This is a genomic window from Streptomyces sp. 4N124, from assembly GCF_052245395.1.
Classification (GTDB): Bacteria; Actinomycetota; Actinomycetes; order Streptomycetales; family Streptomycetaceae; genus Streptomyces.
Genome location: NZ_JBQQBS010000016.1, coordinates 93,184 through 107,731, shown reverse-complemented (window position 1 = coordinate 107,731; position 14,548 = coordinate 93,184). Strand labels below are relative to the sequence as shown.

The following is a 14,548-nucleotide window of genomic DNA, read 5'->3' as shown; positions in this document are numbered from 1 at the left end:
ACCTTTAACGAGTTAGGTCGCACAGTCCTGCATCACATGAGCCGCCGTCCCGACGAAGGGAACGATGTGTGATGCGCATGATGTCCAGGAGAGCGCTGCTCGCGGGTTCGGCCGCGGGCGCCTCGGCCGTGCTGCTGCCGGCCGCGCACACGGCCGCCGCGAAGCCCAAAGCCGCGGCCACCTGTGCCAGTTACCGCGCCGAGTACCACTTCACGGTCCCCGACCAGTGGAAGAACGATCCGCAGCGGCCGATCTGGATCGACGGGGAGTACCACTACTACTACCTGTACAACCCGGACTACCTGACGGGCGGCACCGCGGCGGGCACCGCCTGGCGCCTGGCCACCAGCAGCGACCTGGTCGCCTTCACCGACCGCGGGATCGCCGTGCCGAAGGACGCCACGCCCAACGGCGACGTCTGGTCGGGCTCGGCGGTGGTGGACTCGGACAACACGGCGGGCTTCGGCGCCGGGGCGGTGATCGTCATCGCCACCATGGCGCCCGACGATGTCACTCAGGCGCAGTACCTGCACTACTCGACGGACGGCGGCCGTACGTTCACAAACCACGGCACCGACCCCGTCCTGCCCAACCCCGGTGTACGGGACTTCCGCGACCCCAAGGTGATCCGCGACGAGGAGCGCGGCCGGTGGGTGATGACGCTCGCCGAGGGCAACAAGGTGGGCTTCTACCACTCCGCCGACCTGAAGTCATGGACGTACGTCAGCGGCTTCATCAAGGACGGCATCGGGGTCCTGGAGTGCCCCGACCTGTTCCGCATCCGGGCGGCGGACGGCACCTGGAAGTGGGTGCTGGGCGTGAGCGCCAACGGTAAGGGCTCCGGGCTGCCGAGCACGTACGCCTACTGGACGGGCACCTTCGACGGGAGCGTGTTCACCCCCGACGGCGCCGACCCGCAGTGGCTCGACCACGGCTGGGACTGGTACGGCGCCGTCACCTTCGAGAAGCGGAACGCGACCGGCAGCCTCGACCCGGCCGCCCGGTACGCCATCGGCTGGCTGAACCACTGGGACTACGCGGGCACCACGCCCACGATCGACTGCGACGGCTTCAACGGCACGGACTCGATCGTCCGCGAGGTGACGCTGAAGCGTGACGCCCCCGGCACGTACTATCTCGCCTCCCGACCGGTCGCCGCCCTGGACGACCACGTCGCGCGCACGGTGAACCTCGGTGACCTCGAAGTCGCCGGCACCCGTCTGCTCGACTACACCGGCACGGCGTACGAGCTGACCACCGAGATCACCTGGGATCAACTCACCGGCGCAGGGCTCCAGTTGCGCCGCTCCTCGGACGGCGGACGCCACATCGACGCCGGGATCTACCGCGACTACGCCTTCGTCAACCGCCGGAACACGGTGAACCCCGACGCCTCCGGCAACTGGCAGGAGAGCAAGAGCCCCTTCGATCCGTCCGCGCGCACGGTCCGGCTGCGCGTCCTCGTCGACCGCACATCCGTGGAGATGTTCATCGACGACGGCCGGTACGTGCACTCCAGCGAGGCGTTCCCGTACCTGGTCGACACCGGGCTGGCGCTGTTCACGATCGACGGCAGCGCGGTGTTCCGGAACACGGTGGTACGGGAGTTCGCGGTCAGGCGGTGAAGTCCTGTCGCTGTCTCCGCTGCTCGGGCCGGGCCGCTCCCGACCCTCTCGACCCGAGCAGCGCCGCCGCCTGGTGCACCACCTGCTGGGACGCCTGGCGGGCCTCCGCCAGCACGTCGCCGCATTCGCGTACCAGGCCCTCGTAGATGGGGAGCTGATCGTCTTGCCGTCGGTCACGTGTCACCGTGCCGGTCCTTTCCGTGGCCGGGTCGGACTGGCTCATATGCGGTTCAGCCGAGCGGCGATTCCGTGACCGATCAGCAAATACATCACGGCCGGCAGTCCATAATTGAGGACAGTTCGCAGACCTTCTGTGTCCATGGTGAAAATGTCCTGTGACCACCAGGCCAGCAAGTCGGCAGTTCCGCGCACGAATTCGACGAAGACATTGGCCTGGTTGGCGTCGAGCAGATACAGCAGAACCCAAAGGACCAGGAAACCGGCGGCGAGGTCGACGATCGTGCAGACAGCCAGGGCTCCCCGCCGGGCGGCCGCTTGGCTGTGGGCGGAGCGGGGCGAGCCGCTTCGGTGTTGGTCATACGTCTGGTATCCGGGTACCGGGTCCGTGCTGCTCACAAGAAATCCAATCTGGCGCATTGCGTTCGACAGGAGAAACGCTCTCCCGTATGTCTGCGCCATGCCGGTGCGGCTGCGTTACACGCGGGCCGCGATATCCCGATTAGGGGTAATAGTGGGCCGGTGGTCGCGAAGGTGATGCCGGGGCGGGTCACCCGACCGACGTCAGCTGGGTCAGCGAGCACCGCCACCGTTCGCCGTCCCACACGAACACGTTGGTGGCCCACTCGTCCGCGGTGAACGGCTCGCCCCGGAAAGCGCCGCTGTTGGTGCCACGGGTCGTCACCAGCGCCGTCGTGTCGGACACCGGCACCACGCGCTCGACCTTGAGGTTCATGGTGTCGTGGGTCAGGTCGCCGGCGGCGACCAGTTCGAGGAACGTCGAGCCCGGAGTGATGCCGTTGTTGGCGACGAGCACCCAGTCCGGGGTGGCGAAGCGCCCGATCGCCTCGGCGTCGTTGGCGACGATGGCGGCGGCCCACTCGTCGAGCAGGGCAGCGAAGGTCTCGCGATCGGCCTTCGGCTCCGCGCCCTCGCCCCGGTAGGTGCCGAAGCTCCACAGGTTGCCCTCGGTGTCGCGGACCGTGAAGCCGCGTGAGCCGTAGTCCTCGTCGCGGAGGCCACGAACGATCTCGGCGCCGGCGGCGACGGCGCGCTCAAAGAGCGTTTCGGGGTCGTCGCACACGACGTACACCGCGTCGTTGCCCGGCGTGCGTCGCCCCCAGGCCGACTCGTCCTTGGCGGTGGTGCCCAGCATCACGCCACCGCCGTGCGGTCGGCGCAGCTCGGCGTGCTCCACGATGGACGGGTCGTCCTCTCGGGCATGGACCGCGGTCTCGCGGAAGCCGAAGGCGCCGGTCAGGAAGGCGATCGCGCCGCGAGCGTCACGGTAGGTGAGGCACGGCCAGACGGCGGTTGTGGTGGTGGCTGTGGTTGTGGTCATGCGGCAACGATGACCCGGGGCCACCGCGGCGGTCTTGGACGGATGGAACATCTCCTGCGAGCAGTTCGGTCGGCGTGCACCCGGCAAGCGCGGCGAAGTCCCGGTTCAGATGTGCCTGGTCGTAGTACCCGCACACCGCCGCCACCTGGGCGATCGACATGAAGGGCGGCGAAAGCCCCAGCATCTGCCGGGCTCGCTCGAACCGCACCACCCGAGCGGCGAGTTTCGGCGTCAGACCGAACTCGCCGCGGAACCGGCGGGCGAGGTGCTGGCGGCTCCACCCGGTCTCGTCGGCCAGGTCACGGACCGACACCTCGCCGCCGGAGGCGACCACCGCTTCCCACGCGAAGCGCAGCTCCGGCACCGGCCCGCCGTCACCGGCCAAGCGGCCGAGGACAGCGTCGCAGACGGAGAACCGGTCCTCCCATCCGGCGGTGTCCTGGAGTCGTTCCCACAGCTCACGGCCGACGGCCCCGACCACATCGGCGAGCTCGACCGAGACGTTCCACAGCTCGCCCGCAGGCATGCCGAACAGTGCCCGGCTTCCCAGGGGAGTGAGCTCGACCGCCACTCCTTCCTGGTTGCCGCCATGAGAGATCAGCGCCGCCGAAGCCTGGAGGCCGCTCAGCACGCAGCCGTAGCGCCGCGGAGACTGCGCCGGATCCGTCTGAGCCACCACGTCGATGTCGTCGCCGATGCTGACCACGAACGTCATGTGCCTCGACGGCAACCCCCGGTGCAATGCCGGCTCGAACCCCGTCAGCCGGTAGCCGCAGTAGCGCTCGATGAACGGCCGCAGCGGCGGCACCGGTGCGACGGCCACCCACTCCTCATACGGCTCCGCCATCCCAAAAGCATACGAGCCCTCCCGAAGGCATACGAGGCGAGCTTCGCCGGAGGCGCGTCAGGCGCTGTGGTGGCCACTCCGGGGATCGGCTGTCACCCTCTGATGCGTAGCGGATGGCGGCGATCACCGGAGCGCGTATGACGACGGACAGGACCACGGCGGGTATCGAGGTGAACCCGGTCGCGGGTCATATCGGAGCCGAGATCACAGGTGTCGACCTGGCCGGGTACTTGGACGACGCCCAAGTGGCCGCGATCAGGGCGGCCGTACTGCGCTGGAAGGTGGTGTTCTTCCGCGGACAGGAACTGGATCACACCGGGCATGTGGCGTTCGCGCGGCGGTTCGGCGAGCTCGTCGTGCTCGGGCGGCGGGGGAAGGCCTCGCCGCCCGACGTCCCGGAGATCGAGACGACCGCCGACCGCCTGGAACTGGGCGGACGCTTCGGCATGGAGCACGATGAATGGCTGCGGCGCCGGCGGCACACCCTGCTGCGCGGCTGGCACTGCGACCACGGCGCCCGTGTCGACCCGCCCGCCGCGACGATCCTGCGCGCCGAGACGGTTCCGCCCTATGGAGGCGACACGACGTGGTCCAACCTGGCGGCCGCGTACGCCGGACTGTCCGCCCCGGTCCGGGAGTTCGTGGACGGGCTCAGGGCCGAGCACCGCCTGGGCGTGGGATATCAGCCCCGGCCGGGTGACGACGCGTATGTCCGGCATCTGCTGGACCACCAGGTCGCCTCGGTGCACCCGCTGGTGCGTGTACACCCGGAGACGGGGGAGCGGGTGCTGTTCGTGAACGGCTACTACCTGGAGCAGATCACGGACGTCTCCCGCGCCGAGAGCCGGGCGATCCTGGAGATGCTGCTTGAGCAGGCGGTCCGGCCCGAGTACACGGTCCGCTTCCGCTGGGAGCCGGGCAGCGTCGCCTTCTGGGACAACCGGGCCACCATCCACCTGGCGCCCAGCGACAACGTCCACCTCGATTCCCCGCGGATCATGCACCGGGTGATGCTGGCCGGTGATGTGCCGGTCGGCGTGGACGGCAAGCCGTCCGAGCCCATCGTCGGTACCCAGCCCGGGCGTTGGTGAGGTCAGCCGGCGTTCGGCTGCCACCCCAGTGCCGGGCCCAGCTTCGTCGCCATGTCCGTGAGGATCTGCACGTAGTCCTCGTGCTCGAAGGCGAACGGCAGCGCGAACGCGACCTCGTCGATCTCGCGGAACGCGGCGTGTGCGTGCAGCCGTTCGGCGATCTCCGCGCTGGTGCCGACGATGTCGGGCGCGAACATCAGACGGGCCGGACCCTGCGGTGATGTCGTACGAGGGGTGCGCCGGGCCGCGTACTCCTCGTACCTGGCGCGCTGTTCGGGCGTGGCCGAGTCGGTGGGGATGACGACGAGGCCCTGGGAGACACGGGCGTCGTCGCCGTCGGGGTGGTGGGCGCGGAACGCGCGCACGTGAGAGAGCTGGATCTCGGCGAAGTCCGCTTGCTCATCCGGCCCTTCTGCCTTGACGACGCTGCTGGTGAGGAAGTTCATGCCGTGTTCGCCAGCCCACCGCGCCGAGCCGAGGCTGCCGCCGCCGTACCACAGTCGGCGGCCCAGGCCGGGGGAGTGCGGCTGGACGCGGTCGGAGAACACCTCGAAGCCCTCGACCCCGCTGAAGTCGGTGGCCGCTTTGCCGCGCACGAAGTCCAGCAGCCGCCGCACCCGCTCGTAGCTGAAGTCCTCCGTGTCGGCCGTGTCCGGGTACAGGGCTTCCTTGACCTGGTCGTAGTGCATCGGTGGTCCCACGCTGACACCCGGGTTGAGACGGCCACCGGACAGCAGGTCGACCGTCGCCAGATCCTCGGCCAGCCGCAGCGGGTTCTCCCAGCCGAGCGGGATGACCGCGGTGCCGAGTTCGATACGGCGGGTGCGCTGCGAGGCGGCGGCCAGGACGGCGACGGGGGAGGAGATGCCGTACTGGAGATGGCGGTGGCGTACCCACGCGCTGTCGAGGCCGAGCCGCTCGCCCAGCTCGATGATTTCCAAGGTCGACTCGTGGCCCCGGCGCGGGTCGGCTTCGTCGAAGAGCCCGATGGTCAGGAACCCGAGCTTGCGCAGGGGACGTGGGGTCGGCGGCACGGGCTCCTCCAGCGTTCGTCGATCAGGTCGTACCGCGATGACAACCGGATCGCGCCCTTCGGTGTTCCCGCCTGCGGGCCTCAGACCAGCGGAATCATGACCTCGTCCTCGACCGGTGGGTCGGTCTCCTGGGCCCGGTTGCCGGTCGCGGCGTAGCAGCGCAGCCTTACCGACTCCGGGGTGACGTCCAGGCGCAGGAAGCACTTGAAGAACGGCGGGCTGTACGTCGCCGAGCTCGGTGAGAACAACTGCGTGTAGATCTTCCGCACGGGGAGGCGGAACCGCTTCGCTCGGTCGGGTCGACGCCCGGTGCCCAGCAGTCCGGCGACCAGGCGGGTGCGCCAGGTGATACGGGCGTCCTGCGCCGGTGAGCGCCCCGGCCGGAACTCCAGCCGCTCGGCGACGACGGCCGTCGCCTCCGCCTCGGTGAGGGTGAAGAAGCGGCGCAGGCGCAGTCGGCGCCCGTACAGCTTGCTGTAGAAGGCCAGGGAGTCGCCGCGCAGCGGGTAGCAGCGGAATTCCTTCTCGGTGACGTTCGCGATGTCGACGCGCGGGATGGTGTGCGTCGCGTGCATGAAGGCACCGCCGCCGCCCGCGACGATGTACTGGATGGTGCGTCCGTCCACCGGCACCGGGTAGCGCTGGTAGTTGTGGATGTCGCCGCCGATCGCCGCGACGTAGTGATGCGCCGGATCGCGGACCATGTCGTCGACCGTGCCGCCGCCGTCGATCGCGCAAGGCTCGTGCTTGCCGTCCACGTACAGGGGCGAGCCCGTGATGAGGATCTTCGGGCGGGCGCCCTGGGACACTTCCCGCAGCCAGGCGCCCTGTTCGGCGTCGACGGTTCCGAGCAGGCCGGTGTCGATTCCTATGATCCGCACCGGTCCGGTGTCGATCGCCCAGTACGGGCCCGGCTGGACGGCCTGCTGGGCGGGGGAGGAGCGCAACTTCCTGGCCTCGGCGAGGCGTTGGCCGTCCTTGGGACGCGGCCGGTGCCACAGCAGCGACCGCAGCCGGGCACGGCTGAACGGGCGGGGCCGTGGCTCGGGCGTGAGGGGCGGGGCGTCGTCGCAGAAGACGCGCATGAAGGCGGCGAGGTCCTCGTACCAGTCGTGGTTGCCGGGTATCGCGTATATCGGCGCCTGGTAGTCCTGGTACGGGCGGAAGAACTTGGTGCCGTAGTCGTCGGCGCTGCCCACCGGATAGATCACGTCGCTGGCGACGACGGCGAACCGCGTGTCCTGACCCACCTTCAACAGGCCCGGCACGACAGCGTATTGGGGGTCGTCGCCCTCGCCCGTGTCGCCGATCACCAGGAACGAGAACCGGTCCGGATCGTCGCGCCGGATCACCTTGTCGGCGGGCACTCCGGCCGCTGCCCGCTGCGCCACCCACCGGCTGCGGGTCCCGCCCGTCGGGTCACCGAACCAGGAGGCCAGCACGCCGTTGCGGGCGGCCCACAGCATTCTCGGGTCGAGCCACGAGATCTTCTCGACCTTGGACGGCATCAGCCGCCGGTACAGGCCGGGTTCGGCGCTGCCCCAGCCGGCGCCTTCGGCGGTATCGCGTGAAGAGTCAGACACCGGTGAACCGTAGCAATGATCTAGGAGAGGTTCAGGTCGGGGAACTCGCCCTCCTCCGGGGACCGTTCACCACTGGTGGCGGCTGGGCGGTGTCGCCTCGGGTTCCGGGCGGCGCCATACGCGGCCGTCCTGGGCCTCTGAGAAGGGGTCGGGGCGCGCTGCCGCGGGCTTCGGCATGGCGGCGGCCTTCTTGCGGGGCCCATGGCTCCACTCGCCGTCGCCCAGTACCAGCAGCGGGTCGAACATCACCACCACACCGGCCAGTACGAGGAAGATGAACGGCCCCACGAGCATGGGAAGCAGCAGGGAGTGGGGCGAGTCGCCGGCCCAGGAGGCGTCGGGGTTGCCGTGGAGATGGACACCCACGGCGGCCATGCCCGTGTAGTGCATCCCGGACACGGCCACGCCCATCACGAGGCTCGCGCCGAGGCTGGCGAGGAAGCCCCGGATGGTGACCGCCGCCCACAGTGCCGCGGTCGCGGCGAAGATCGCGATCAGTACCGAGAGGACGACGGTGAAGTCGTCGTAGTGGATGTTGCCGTTGAGTCGCATCGCCGCCATGCCCAAGTAGTGCATCGCGGCGACCCCGAGACCGGTGATGACGCCCGCGACGGACAGCGTGACCTTGCTGGCGCCGCGGTAGCCCACGATGAACACGCCGATGCCGACCACGACAATGGCGACGGCGAGACTGAGCACGGTCAGGCCCACGTCGTAGCCGATCCGGGTCTCCTCGACCTGAAAGCCGATCATGGCGATGAAGTGCATCGTCCAGATGCCGCAGCCGATCGACGCGGCGCCCAGCGCCAGCCAACCGGGCTTCCACGCATCCCCGTTGAGCAGGGTCCGGACGATGCAGCGCAGCCCCAGCGCCCCGCCCAGGCAGGCCATGACATAGGCCGCCACCGGGGTCACCGCACCATAGCGGAAACCATCTACCGTGCCTTCCATGTCCGAACTCCCCCCAGAGCCACGGTTGTTGTGAAGGCAGGTCTACGTGTGAAAGGTACGCAATAGCAAGCCCTTACCGGTGGTTCGGGGGTTAACTCTGAAATAGGCCAGTCGATTGACGTGATGCGGGGTCGAAAACCGGCCACGGGCCCCGCTTTACGTCTGCCCGGGCGGCGGAAATCCGCCGCCCGGACTCAAGCGATCAGGACGCGCTGTATTCCGTCGCGACATCCACGACCCAGGTGACGCCGAACCGGTCCGTCAGCATCCCGTAGAGGGGCGCCCACTGCGCGGGCTCCAGCGGCTGCACGATCTTCGCGCCGTCGCAGAGCTTCTCCCAGTACGACGTGATCTCCTCGGCCGTCTCGCCGCGCAGCGAGACGAAGAACGCGTTCTCGCCCTGGTCCCACGGCAGGTGGGAAGGAACGTCGTACGCCATCACGCGGAAACCGCTGTCGGCGGCCACCTGCCCCCACATCACCTGGTCCGCCTCGGACGGGTCCGTGACGTTCCCGGCGTCCTTGTACGTGACCATGACCATGTGCCCGGTGAACACGGACTGGTAGAACGTGAGCGCCGCGCGGGCGTCACCCCGGAAGTTCAGGTGGGTCACAGCGTTGACGGACATGACTGGCTCCTTGCCTCTCGATCGGTGGTGAGCATCGGCTCTTTCGGCCCCGCTCGGTGACCACCGTCGCAGCAGAAGCGGACAGGATGTGGCCGCTTCTCGGGGCACCATGGGGAGCATGCAGAAGACCTCAGCGCGACTGCTGTCGCTGCTCTCGCTGCTCCAGGCACGCCGGGACTGGCCGGGGGAGCTGCTGGCCGAGCGGCTGGACGTCAGCCCTCGTACGGTGCGCCGCGACGTCGACCGGCTGCGCGAGCTGGGCTATCCCATCGTGGCGTTCAAGGGGCCCGACGGCGGGTACCGGCTCGAAGCAGGCAGCGAGCTGCCGCCGCTGCTGTTCGACGACGACCAGGCCGTCGCCCTCGCCGTCGCGCTCCAGATCGCGATCACCACGGGTGCCGGTATCGAGGAAGCCGCGGCACGCGCGCTGACCACGGTCCGTCAGGTCATGCCCGCGCGGCTGCGCCGGCGTATCGACACGCTCCAGGTCACCGCTGTCGAGCGGCCCACGTCCCGCCCGGCGCCACAGGTCGACAGCACGGTACTCATGGCCATCAGCGCGGCCGTCCACGCCCGCGAAGTGCTGCGGTTCGACTACATCTCCGCACCCGGAACCGGCGCGGTTCCTCCGCGCCGCGTACAGCCCCACCACCTCGTCACCTGGGGTGGGCGCTGGTACCTCGTCGCCTGGGACCTCGACCGCGAGGACTGGCGCACCTTCCGCGCCGACCGGATCACGCCGCGTACCCCCACGGGGCCCCGCTTCACCCCGCGCGAAGTGCCCGGTGGCGATGTGGCCGCCTTCGTCGCCGACAGGTTCCGCGGTTCCGACGGCTCCGGCGACTGGCCGTGCCGTGGCGAGGTGATCCTCGGCCTGCCCGCCGCCGAGGTGTCCCGCCACACCATCGACGGAGTGGTCGAGGAACTCACCCCGAACCGCTGCCGGCTCGTCCTGGGCTCGTGGTCATGGACCGCCCTCGCCGCCACCATCGGCAGATTCGACGCCGACATCGAGGTCGTCGGCCCGGCCGAACTCAAGGACGCCTTCGCCCGGTTGGCCCGCCGGTACGCCGACGCCGCGGGCGCTACGACACGCTGACCGGAACCACGGTGAGGACGCTCAACTCGCCCGGCCTGTCAGTACTTTCGTGGTGAAGGCGGCCAGCTCCGCCCGCAATGCCTCACGTGTCATCTTCCGCCGGTCGGCCAGATGGGCGACCAGGTCCGCCCGTACCACCGCCAGCAGTGCGTGCGCGGCGAAGTCGCCGCCGGTGAAGCCGGGGAGCCGGTCCAGGACGTCCCGGAGGGTGCCGTGCCACCACTCGTAGTGCGCGGCCTGGTACGGGCTGTCGGAACCCGTTCCCTCCAGGGCCAGCGAGAGGTGCCGGTGGTCGAGCTTGAAGCAGAGGAGGGCGTCCAGCAGGGCGGGGAGCCGTTCCGCCGGCGGGGTGTCGGGGCCCAGGGGAGGGGGGCCGTCGGTCACGGCCTGCCGGAGCGGTTCGAGGCGGGCCGAGTAGAGCGCGTGGATCAGGCCGGTGCGGTCGCCGTACCCGCGGAAAAGGGTTGCCTTGCCGACTCCGGCCGCGGCCGCGATGTCGGCCATGGTCACGGCGTCCGGGCTGTCGCACTCGGCGAACAGCGCGTCGGCCGCCGCCAGTACGGCCTCGCGGTTGCGGGCGGCGTCCACCCGGGGTTTGCGCTCGGGCACGGGAGTCCTCTCTTGCAAAAGCGGACCCAGAGTCCGTATATTCGAAGAAACGGACCCGGGGTCCGTATTCTACTGGACGGAGTCCTCATGCCCACCCCTGCGCTCCCGGCGGACCTCTTCCGCCACGGCCTCTCCCTGCTGCTCGACAAGAACATCCCCGCCTGGGTCGACCTGTGGTCCGACGACGGCGTCATGGAGTTCCCCTTCGCCCCCGAGGGCTGGCCGCGGCGGCTGGAAGGCAAGGCCGCCGTCGCCGACTACATGCGCGACTACCCCGAGCACATCGACCTCCACGACTTCCCCTCGCTGAAGATCCACGAGACCACCGAGCCCACGACCGTCGTCGTCGAGATGCGCGGCACCGGGCGGCTGGTGAAGAGCGGAGCCCCCTTCGACATGACCTACATCGCCGTCGTGACCGTCGAGGACGGCCTCCTCACCCAGTACCGGGACTACTGGAACCCGCTCGCCCTGCCGCAGGACGGCGCGGCCGACTTCGCCCGGAGTGCCGCCTGATGACCGACCCCGCCCACACGCTGGTCATCGGAGCCACCGGCACCACCGGCAGCCGCCTGGTCTCCCAACTCGCCGCACAGAACCGCCGAGTTGTGGCGGCGAGCCGCCGCGCCACCGCAGTCGACGGCGCCCGAGCCGTCCGCTTCGACTGGTACGACCCCACGACCTTCGGCGATGCCCTCAGCGGGGCCGATCGCGTCTACCTCGTCCCGCCGCCGGGCTCGACGGCACCCGCCGCCACCGTGCTGCCCTTTCTGAAACAGGCGCGCACCGCCGGCGTGCGCCGCGCCGTACTGCTCAGCTCATCGGCGGTTCCCGCGGGCGGCCCGGCCACCGGAGAGATACACCAGGCCCTGCCTGGCCTGTTCGACGAGTGGGCGGTCCTGCGACCCTCCTGGTTCATGCAGAACTTCACCGGCGACCACCTGCACGCGCACCGCATCCGCGCGGACGGCACCCTCTGGACGGCGACCGGCGAGGGACGCGTCGCCTTCGTCGACGCCGACGACATCGCAGCGGTCGCCGCCCACGCGCTGACCGACGACCCCGCGCCCAACACCGACCTTCTGATCACCGGCCCCGAGGCGCTGAGCCACAGCGACATCGCGGCCACGCTCACGGCGGTGACCGGGCGCCCGGTCACCCACCGGCAACTCGCATACGAGCAGTTGCGTGACCGACTGGCGACGATCATGCCCGTCGAGTACGCGACGTTCCTGGCCGGCCTCGACAGAGCCATCGCCGAGGGGGCCGAGGACCGCACCACCGACACCGTTCAGCGCATCACCGGGCGTGCGCCCCGCACCTTCCGCGCCCACGCAGTGCTGGCGGGTCTCAGCTCAACGGATCCAGCGTGAGATACGCCTGCTGCGGATTGCCGTCGTGGACGAGTGACTCGTGCTGGCCGACATCGTCGAAGGCGAACGCGTACGCCTTCCCGTCGGCCATCTGCCCATGGATGAGCCGGGCGTAGTGGTTGGTCACCCCGTCCTGGTAGAAGTTCGCCGACGAGGTGTCCGGCTGGTTCGGGTTGGCGAGCAGCGTGGAACGGTTGAAGCCCGCGCACAGGGTGCGCGAAATCGGCCCGCGCACCTGGTCGTTGGGGGCGTCGAGCAGCTTGTGGCAGCCGAAGACGCTGTCCGCGTCCGGCTTCTGGAAGCTGGTGACGACGGCCCCGGAGCCGTTGGTGAAGTTCATGACCCCGCCCGAGACCCGGCCGAGGTACTTGGTGTTCGGCTGGTCGGCGAACGGCGTCACGGTGAGGGTCGACGTGGCGTACCGCTGCCAGACGCGATTGATGTAGTCGTCCATCACGTTCGCCGGAAGGGCCCCGGTCCCCACCCCGTGACCGGGAGAGAGCGCCCGCAGCACGGTGCCGTCGGAACGCGTCTGCACCAGACCGGCCCAGCCGCCCGACTGTCCGCGCAGTCCGTTGAACACCGCGTTGTAGCCGCCCGACTTGAGGTGCCCGGTCGTGCTCGTGCTGCCGTCTGCGCGCTGGACGCCCACCGCGTACGGCGCGGAGAACATGTCGACCTGGGTGCTGTTGAGCCACAGCCCTGAGTCGTTGAGTGTGTACTCGGACCAGTTGAAGAGGATGTCGCGGTTCGGGTCGCTCGGGTTCTGCACGGCCGGCTGCACCAGGCCGCCGGTCGTCAGCTTGAACACGAGTTTCTGTCCGTACGAGAAGTAGATCCGCCCCGAGAACTTGGGGATCCGGATCGTCTTCGACTGCCCCGCGGCCGGTCCGGCGATGGACGCGTCCGGGGCGGGCGTGGGCGGGTTGCCGCCGGCGGGCCATGGATGGAACGTGCCGTTCGCGTCCGCCCAGCCCTGCTGACCCGTCGTCAGCAGGGTGCCGAGGTTGTAGACGTAGACCGGCTCGCCGCGGCCGGAGTTGTTGGTGATGTTCAGGGGGATCGTGTCGGGCACCGCTCGTGCGGGCGACGGTGCGCCGAACACGAACAGCGCGCCGAGCAGGGCGGCCGTCGCGGCCAGGGCCGGGAACCGGGGGGCTGGACGTCGTAGCACTCTCCACCTCCGTGTGTGGGGTCACTTGAGGGGACTGCCGGTCTGGTCTGTACCTGTTCTGAGAGCGCTCTCAGCGTTGCGCCGCGACGCGGGCATGTCAACAACTGGTACAGAAAACGGCGGCACGCGCGCGTGCCGCCGTCTCTTGCAAAGGTGACTCGGGGCGAGACCCTCAGAAGGTGCGCTTGAGCAGGTCGAGCAGCGCCGCCCAGTGCCGCTCGTCTCCCTCGCGGTGGTACGTGGACGTGTCGGCCTGCGTGAACCCGTGGTGAGCGCCGGAGTAGACCTCGCACCGGTGGCGGACGCCGGCCGCGGTCAGCGCGTCCTCGAGGCGCTGGATCTGCTCGGGAGGCAGCGACGGGTCCTCGTCGGCGTGGCCGAAGTACAGCTCGGCGGTGATGTGTTCGGCCACCAGGTGCGGACTGTCCGGGCTGTCGCTCGCCAGCCGCCCGCCGTGGAAGCCGGCCGCCGCCGCGACCCGCTCCGGATATGTGCCGGCGGTGCGCAGAGCCAGACCGGCACCCATGCAGTACCCGGTGAGCGCGACCGGCCCGTCGGCCGCCGCCGGGCAGTCGGCGAGCCAGCGCAGATAGGCGCCGGCGTCAGCCATCGCCTGGTCGGGCGTCAGGGACTGCATGATCGGTCCGAGGCGCTCGAAGAGTGCCGGACGCGACGAGACGTCGATGAACTCCGGCAACTCGACGACCGGCGCACGCCCATGACGGTAGAACACGTTCGGCACGAGCACCGTGTGACCGGCCTCGGCCAGCCGGTCGGCCATGGCGTTCAGCCGCGGACGCGGACCGAAGGCGTCCATGTACAGCAGGACCGCCGGATGAGGGCCCCCGTCAACGGGGTGGCTGAGATAGGCGTCAGCGGTGCCGTCCTCGGTGGGGATGTCGACGGTGGTTCCCTGTACGGCGGTCATGACGGGGCTGCCTCTCTGCGTGGGGGAGTCGGCGGGGCCGGTCCGCGCGAGGGGACCGGCCTGGGCCATGGTCGCACGCAGAGTTAA

16 protein-coding genes are annotated in these 14,548 nt (G+C 69.7%); 5 read left to right on the top strand and 11 right to left on the bottom strand.

What is annotated here, in order from left to right; translation table 11 throughout:
• Positions 1 to 71 precede the first annotated feature (71 nt).
• Positions 72 to 1,625, top strand: a complete 1,554-nt coding sequence (locus ACTWQO_RS18595; protein ID WP_443238455.1) for a glycoside hydrolase family 32 protein — start codon at positions 72 to 74, stop codon at positions 1,623 to 1,625.
• Here the strand turns inward: ACTWQO_RS18595 and ACTWQO_RS18590 are convergent.
• From ACTWQO_RS18590 to ACTWQO_RS18575, 4 genes are all read right to left on the bottom strand, one after another.
• The gene (locus ACTWQO_RS18590) at positions 1,615 to 1,809 is read right to left on the bottom strand and encodes a hypothetical protein (RefSeq protein WP_443238454.1); all 195 of its coding nucleotides are present in this window, start codon (positions 1,807 to 1,809) and stop codon (positions 1,615 to 1,617) included. The two genes, ACTWQO_RS18595 and ACTWQO_RS18590, sit on opposite strands and share 11 nt — an antisense overlap.
• 35 nt (positions 1,810 to 1,844) lie before the next feature.
• Positions 1,845 to 2,201 carry a hypothetical protein gene (locus tag ACTWQO_RS18585; protein ID WP_443238517.1) on the bottom strand — a complete coding sequence of 119 codons (357 nt, stop codon included), beginning with the start codon at positions 2,199 to 2,201 and terminating at the stop codon, positions 1,845 to 1,847.
• Positions 2,202 to 2,352: 151 nt separating this feature from the next.
• Positions 2,353 to 3,144, bottom strand: a complete 792-nt coding sequence (locus ACTWQO_RS18580) for a DUF4440 domain-containing protein (protein ID WP_443238453.1) — start codon at positions 3,142 to 3,144, stop codon at positions 2,353 to 2,355.
• Positions 3,086 to 3,991, bottom strand: a complete 906-nt coding sequence (locus ACTWQO_RS18575; RefSeq protein ID WP_443238452.1) for a helix-turn-helix domain-containing protein — start codon at positions 3,989 to 3,991, stop codon at positions 3,086 to 3,088. The genes ACTWQO_RS18580 and ACTWQO_RS18575 overlap by 59 nt, the downstream gene beginning before the upstream one ends.
• 137 nt (positions 3,992 to 4,128) lie before the next feature.
• Here ACTWQO_RS18575 and ACTWQO_RS18570 point away from each other — a divergent pair, with 137 nt between their 5' ends.
• The gene (locus ACTWQO_RS18570; protein WP_443238451.1) at positions 4,129 to 5,082 is read left to right on the top strand and encodes a TauD/TfdA dioxygenase family protein; all 954 of its coding nucleotides are present in this window, start codon (positions 4,129 to 4,131) and stop codon (positions 5,080 to 5,082) included.
• A 2-nt stretch (positions 5,083 to 5,084) separates the two neighbouring features.
• Here ACTWQO_RS18570 and ACTWQO_RS18565 read toward each other — a convergent pair whose 3' ends face one another.
• From ACTWQO_RS18565 to ACTWQO_RS18550, 4 genes are all read right to left on the bottom strand, one after another.
• Entirely contained in the window at positions 5,085 to 6,116 is a 1,032-nt protein-coding gene (locus ACTWQO_RS18565; RefSeq protein WP_443238450.1) for an LLM class flavin-dependent oxidoreductase, read from the bottom strand.
• Positions 6,117 to 6,196: 80 nt separating this feature from the next.
• A complete protein-coding gene (locus tag ACTWQO_RS18560; protein WP_443238449.1) occupies positions 6,197 to 7,699 on the bottom strand; it encodes a metallophosphoesterase family protein in 1,503 nt (500 codons plus the stop codon).
• Between the two features lie 66 nt (positions 7,700 to 7,765).
• The gene (locus ACTWQO_RS18555; RefSeq protein WP_443238448.1) at positions 7,766 to 8,650 is read right to left on the bottom strand and encodes an MHYT domain-containing protein; all 885 of its coding nucleotides are present in this window, start codon (positions 8,648 to 8,650) and stop codon (positions 7,766 to 7,768) included.
• 202 nt (positions 8,651 to 8,852) lie between these two features.
• Positions 8,853 to 9,278: a VOC family protein gene (locus ACTWQO_RS18550; protein WP_443238447.1), complete on the bottom strand. Its 426-nt coding sequence runs from the start codon at positions 9,276 to 9,278 to the stop codon at positions 8,853 to 8,855.
• Positions 9,279 to 9,396: 118 nt separating this feature from the next.
• Here ACTWQO_RS18550 and ACTWQO_RS18545 point away from each other — a divergent pair, with 118 nt between their 5' ends.
• On the top strand, positions 9,397 to 10,377 hold the full coding sequence (locus tag ACTWQO_RS18545; protein ID WP_443238446.1) for a helix-turn-helix transcriptional regulator: 981 nt from the start codon (positions 9,397 to 9,399) through the stop codon (positions 10,375 to 10,377).
• Between the two features lie 21 nt (positions 10,378 to 10,398).
• On the opposite strand, the gene ACTWQO_RS18540 is transcribed toward ACTWQO_RS18545, so the two are convergent.
• Positions 10,399 to 10,986 (bottom strand): TetR/AcrR family transcriptional regulator, encoded by a 588-nt coding sequence (locus tag ACTWQO_RS18540; RefSeq protein ID WP_443238445.1) that lies wholly within the window; start codon positions 10,984 to 10,986, stop codon positions 10,399 to 10,401.
• A gap of 87 nt (positions 10,987 to 11,073) precedes the next feature.
• Between ACTWQO_RS18540 and ACTWQO_RS18535 the strand changes: the two genes are divergently transcribed.
• Both ACTWQO_RS18535 and ACTWQO_RS18530 read left to right on the top strand, forming a co-directional pair.
• Positions 11,074 to 11,502, top strand: a complete 429-nt coding sequence (locus ACTWQO_RS18535) for a nuclear transport factor 2 family protein (protein ID WP_443238444.1) — start codon at positions 11,074 to 11,076, stop codon at positions 11,500 to 11,502.
• Positions 11,502 to 12,359 (top strand): NmrA family NAD(P)-binding protein, encoded by an 858-nt coding sequence (locus tag ACTWQO_RS18530; protein WP_443238443.1) that lies wholly within the window; start codon positions 11,502 to 11,504, stop codon positions 12,357 to 12,359. Before ACTWQO_RS18535 ends, ACTWQO_RS18530 begins: the two co-directional genes overlap by 1 nt.
• On the opposite strand, the gene ACTWQO_RS18525 is transcribed toward ACTWQO_RS18530, so the two are convergent.
• Complete coding sequence (locus ACTWQO_RS18525; RefSeq protein ID WP_443238442.1) at positions 12,337 to 13,533, bottom strand: glycoside hydrolase family 64 protein; 1,197 nt, start codon at positions 13,531 to 13,533, stop codon at positions 12,337 to 12,339. The two genes, ACTWQO_RS18530 and ACTWQO_RS18525, sit on opposite strands and share 23 nt — an antisense overlap.
• Positions 13,534 to 13,705: 172 nt before the next feature.
• Positions 13,706 to 14,461: a dienelactone hydrolase family protein gene (locus ACTWQO_RS18520; protein WP_443238441.1), complete on the bottom strand. Its 756-nt coding sequence runs from the start codon at positions 14,459 to 14,461 to the stop codon at positions 13,706 to 13,708.
• Between the last annotated feature and the right edge of the window lie 87 nt (positions 14,462 to 14,548).

What these genes read in the sequence shown, in the direction of transcription:
- ACTWQO_RS18595 (WP_443238455.1), top strand. Translation starts at nt 72, where the DNA reads ATGCGCATGATGTCCAGGAGAGCGCTGCTCGCGGGTTCGGCCGCGGGC.
- ACTWQO_RS18545 (WP_443238446.1), top strand. Translation starts at nt 9,397, where the DNA reads ATGCAGAAGACCTCAGCGCGACTGCTGTCGCTGCTCTCGCTGCTCCAG.
- ACTWQO_RS18550 (WP_443238447.1), bottom strand. Translation starts at nt 9,278, where the DNA reads ATGTCCGTCAACGCTGTGACCCACCTGAACTTCCGGGGTGACGCCCGC.
- ACTWQO_RS18555 (WP_443238448.1), bottom strand. Translation starts at nt 8,650, where the DNA reads ATGGAAGGCACGGTAGATGGTTTCCGCTATGGTGCGGTGACCCCGGTG.
- ACTWQO_RS18580 (WP_443238453.1), bottom strand. Translation starts at nt 3,144, where the DNA reads ATGACCACAACCACAGCCACCACCACAACCGCCGTCTGGCCGTGCCTC.
- ACTWQO_RS18570 (WP_443238451.1), top strand. Translation starts at nt 4,129, where the DNA reads ATGACGACGGACAGGACCACGGCGGGTATCGAGGTGAACCCGGTCGCG.
- ACTWQO_RS18520 (WP_443238441.1), bottom strand. Translation starts at nt 14,461, where the DNA reads ATGACCGCCGTACAGGGAACCACCGTCGACATCCCCACCGAGGACGGC.
- ACTWQO_RS18535 (WP_443238444.1), top strand. Translation starts at nt 11,074, where the DNA reads ATGCCCACCCCTGCGCTCCCGGCGGACCTCTTCCGCCACGGCCTCTCC.
- ACTWQO_RS18575 (WP_443238452.1), bottom strand. Translation starts at nt 3,991, where the DNA reads ATGGCGGAGCCGTATGAGGAGTGGGTGGCCGTCGCACCGGTGCCGCCG.
- ACTWQO_RS18530 (WP_443238443.1), top strand. Translation starts at nt 11,502, where the DNA reads ATGACCGACCCCGCCCACACGCTGGTCATCGGAGCCACCGGCACCACC.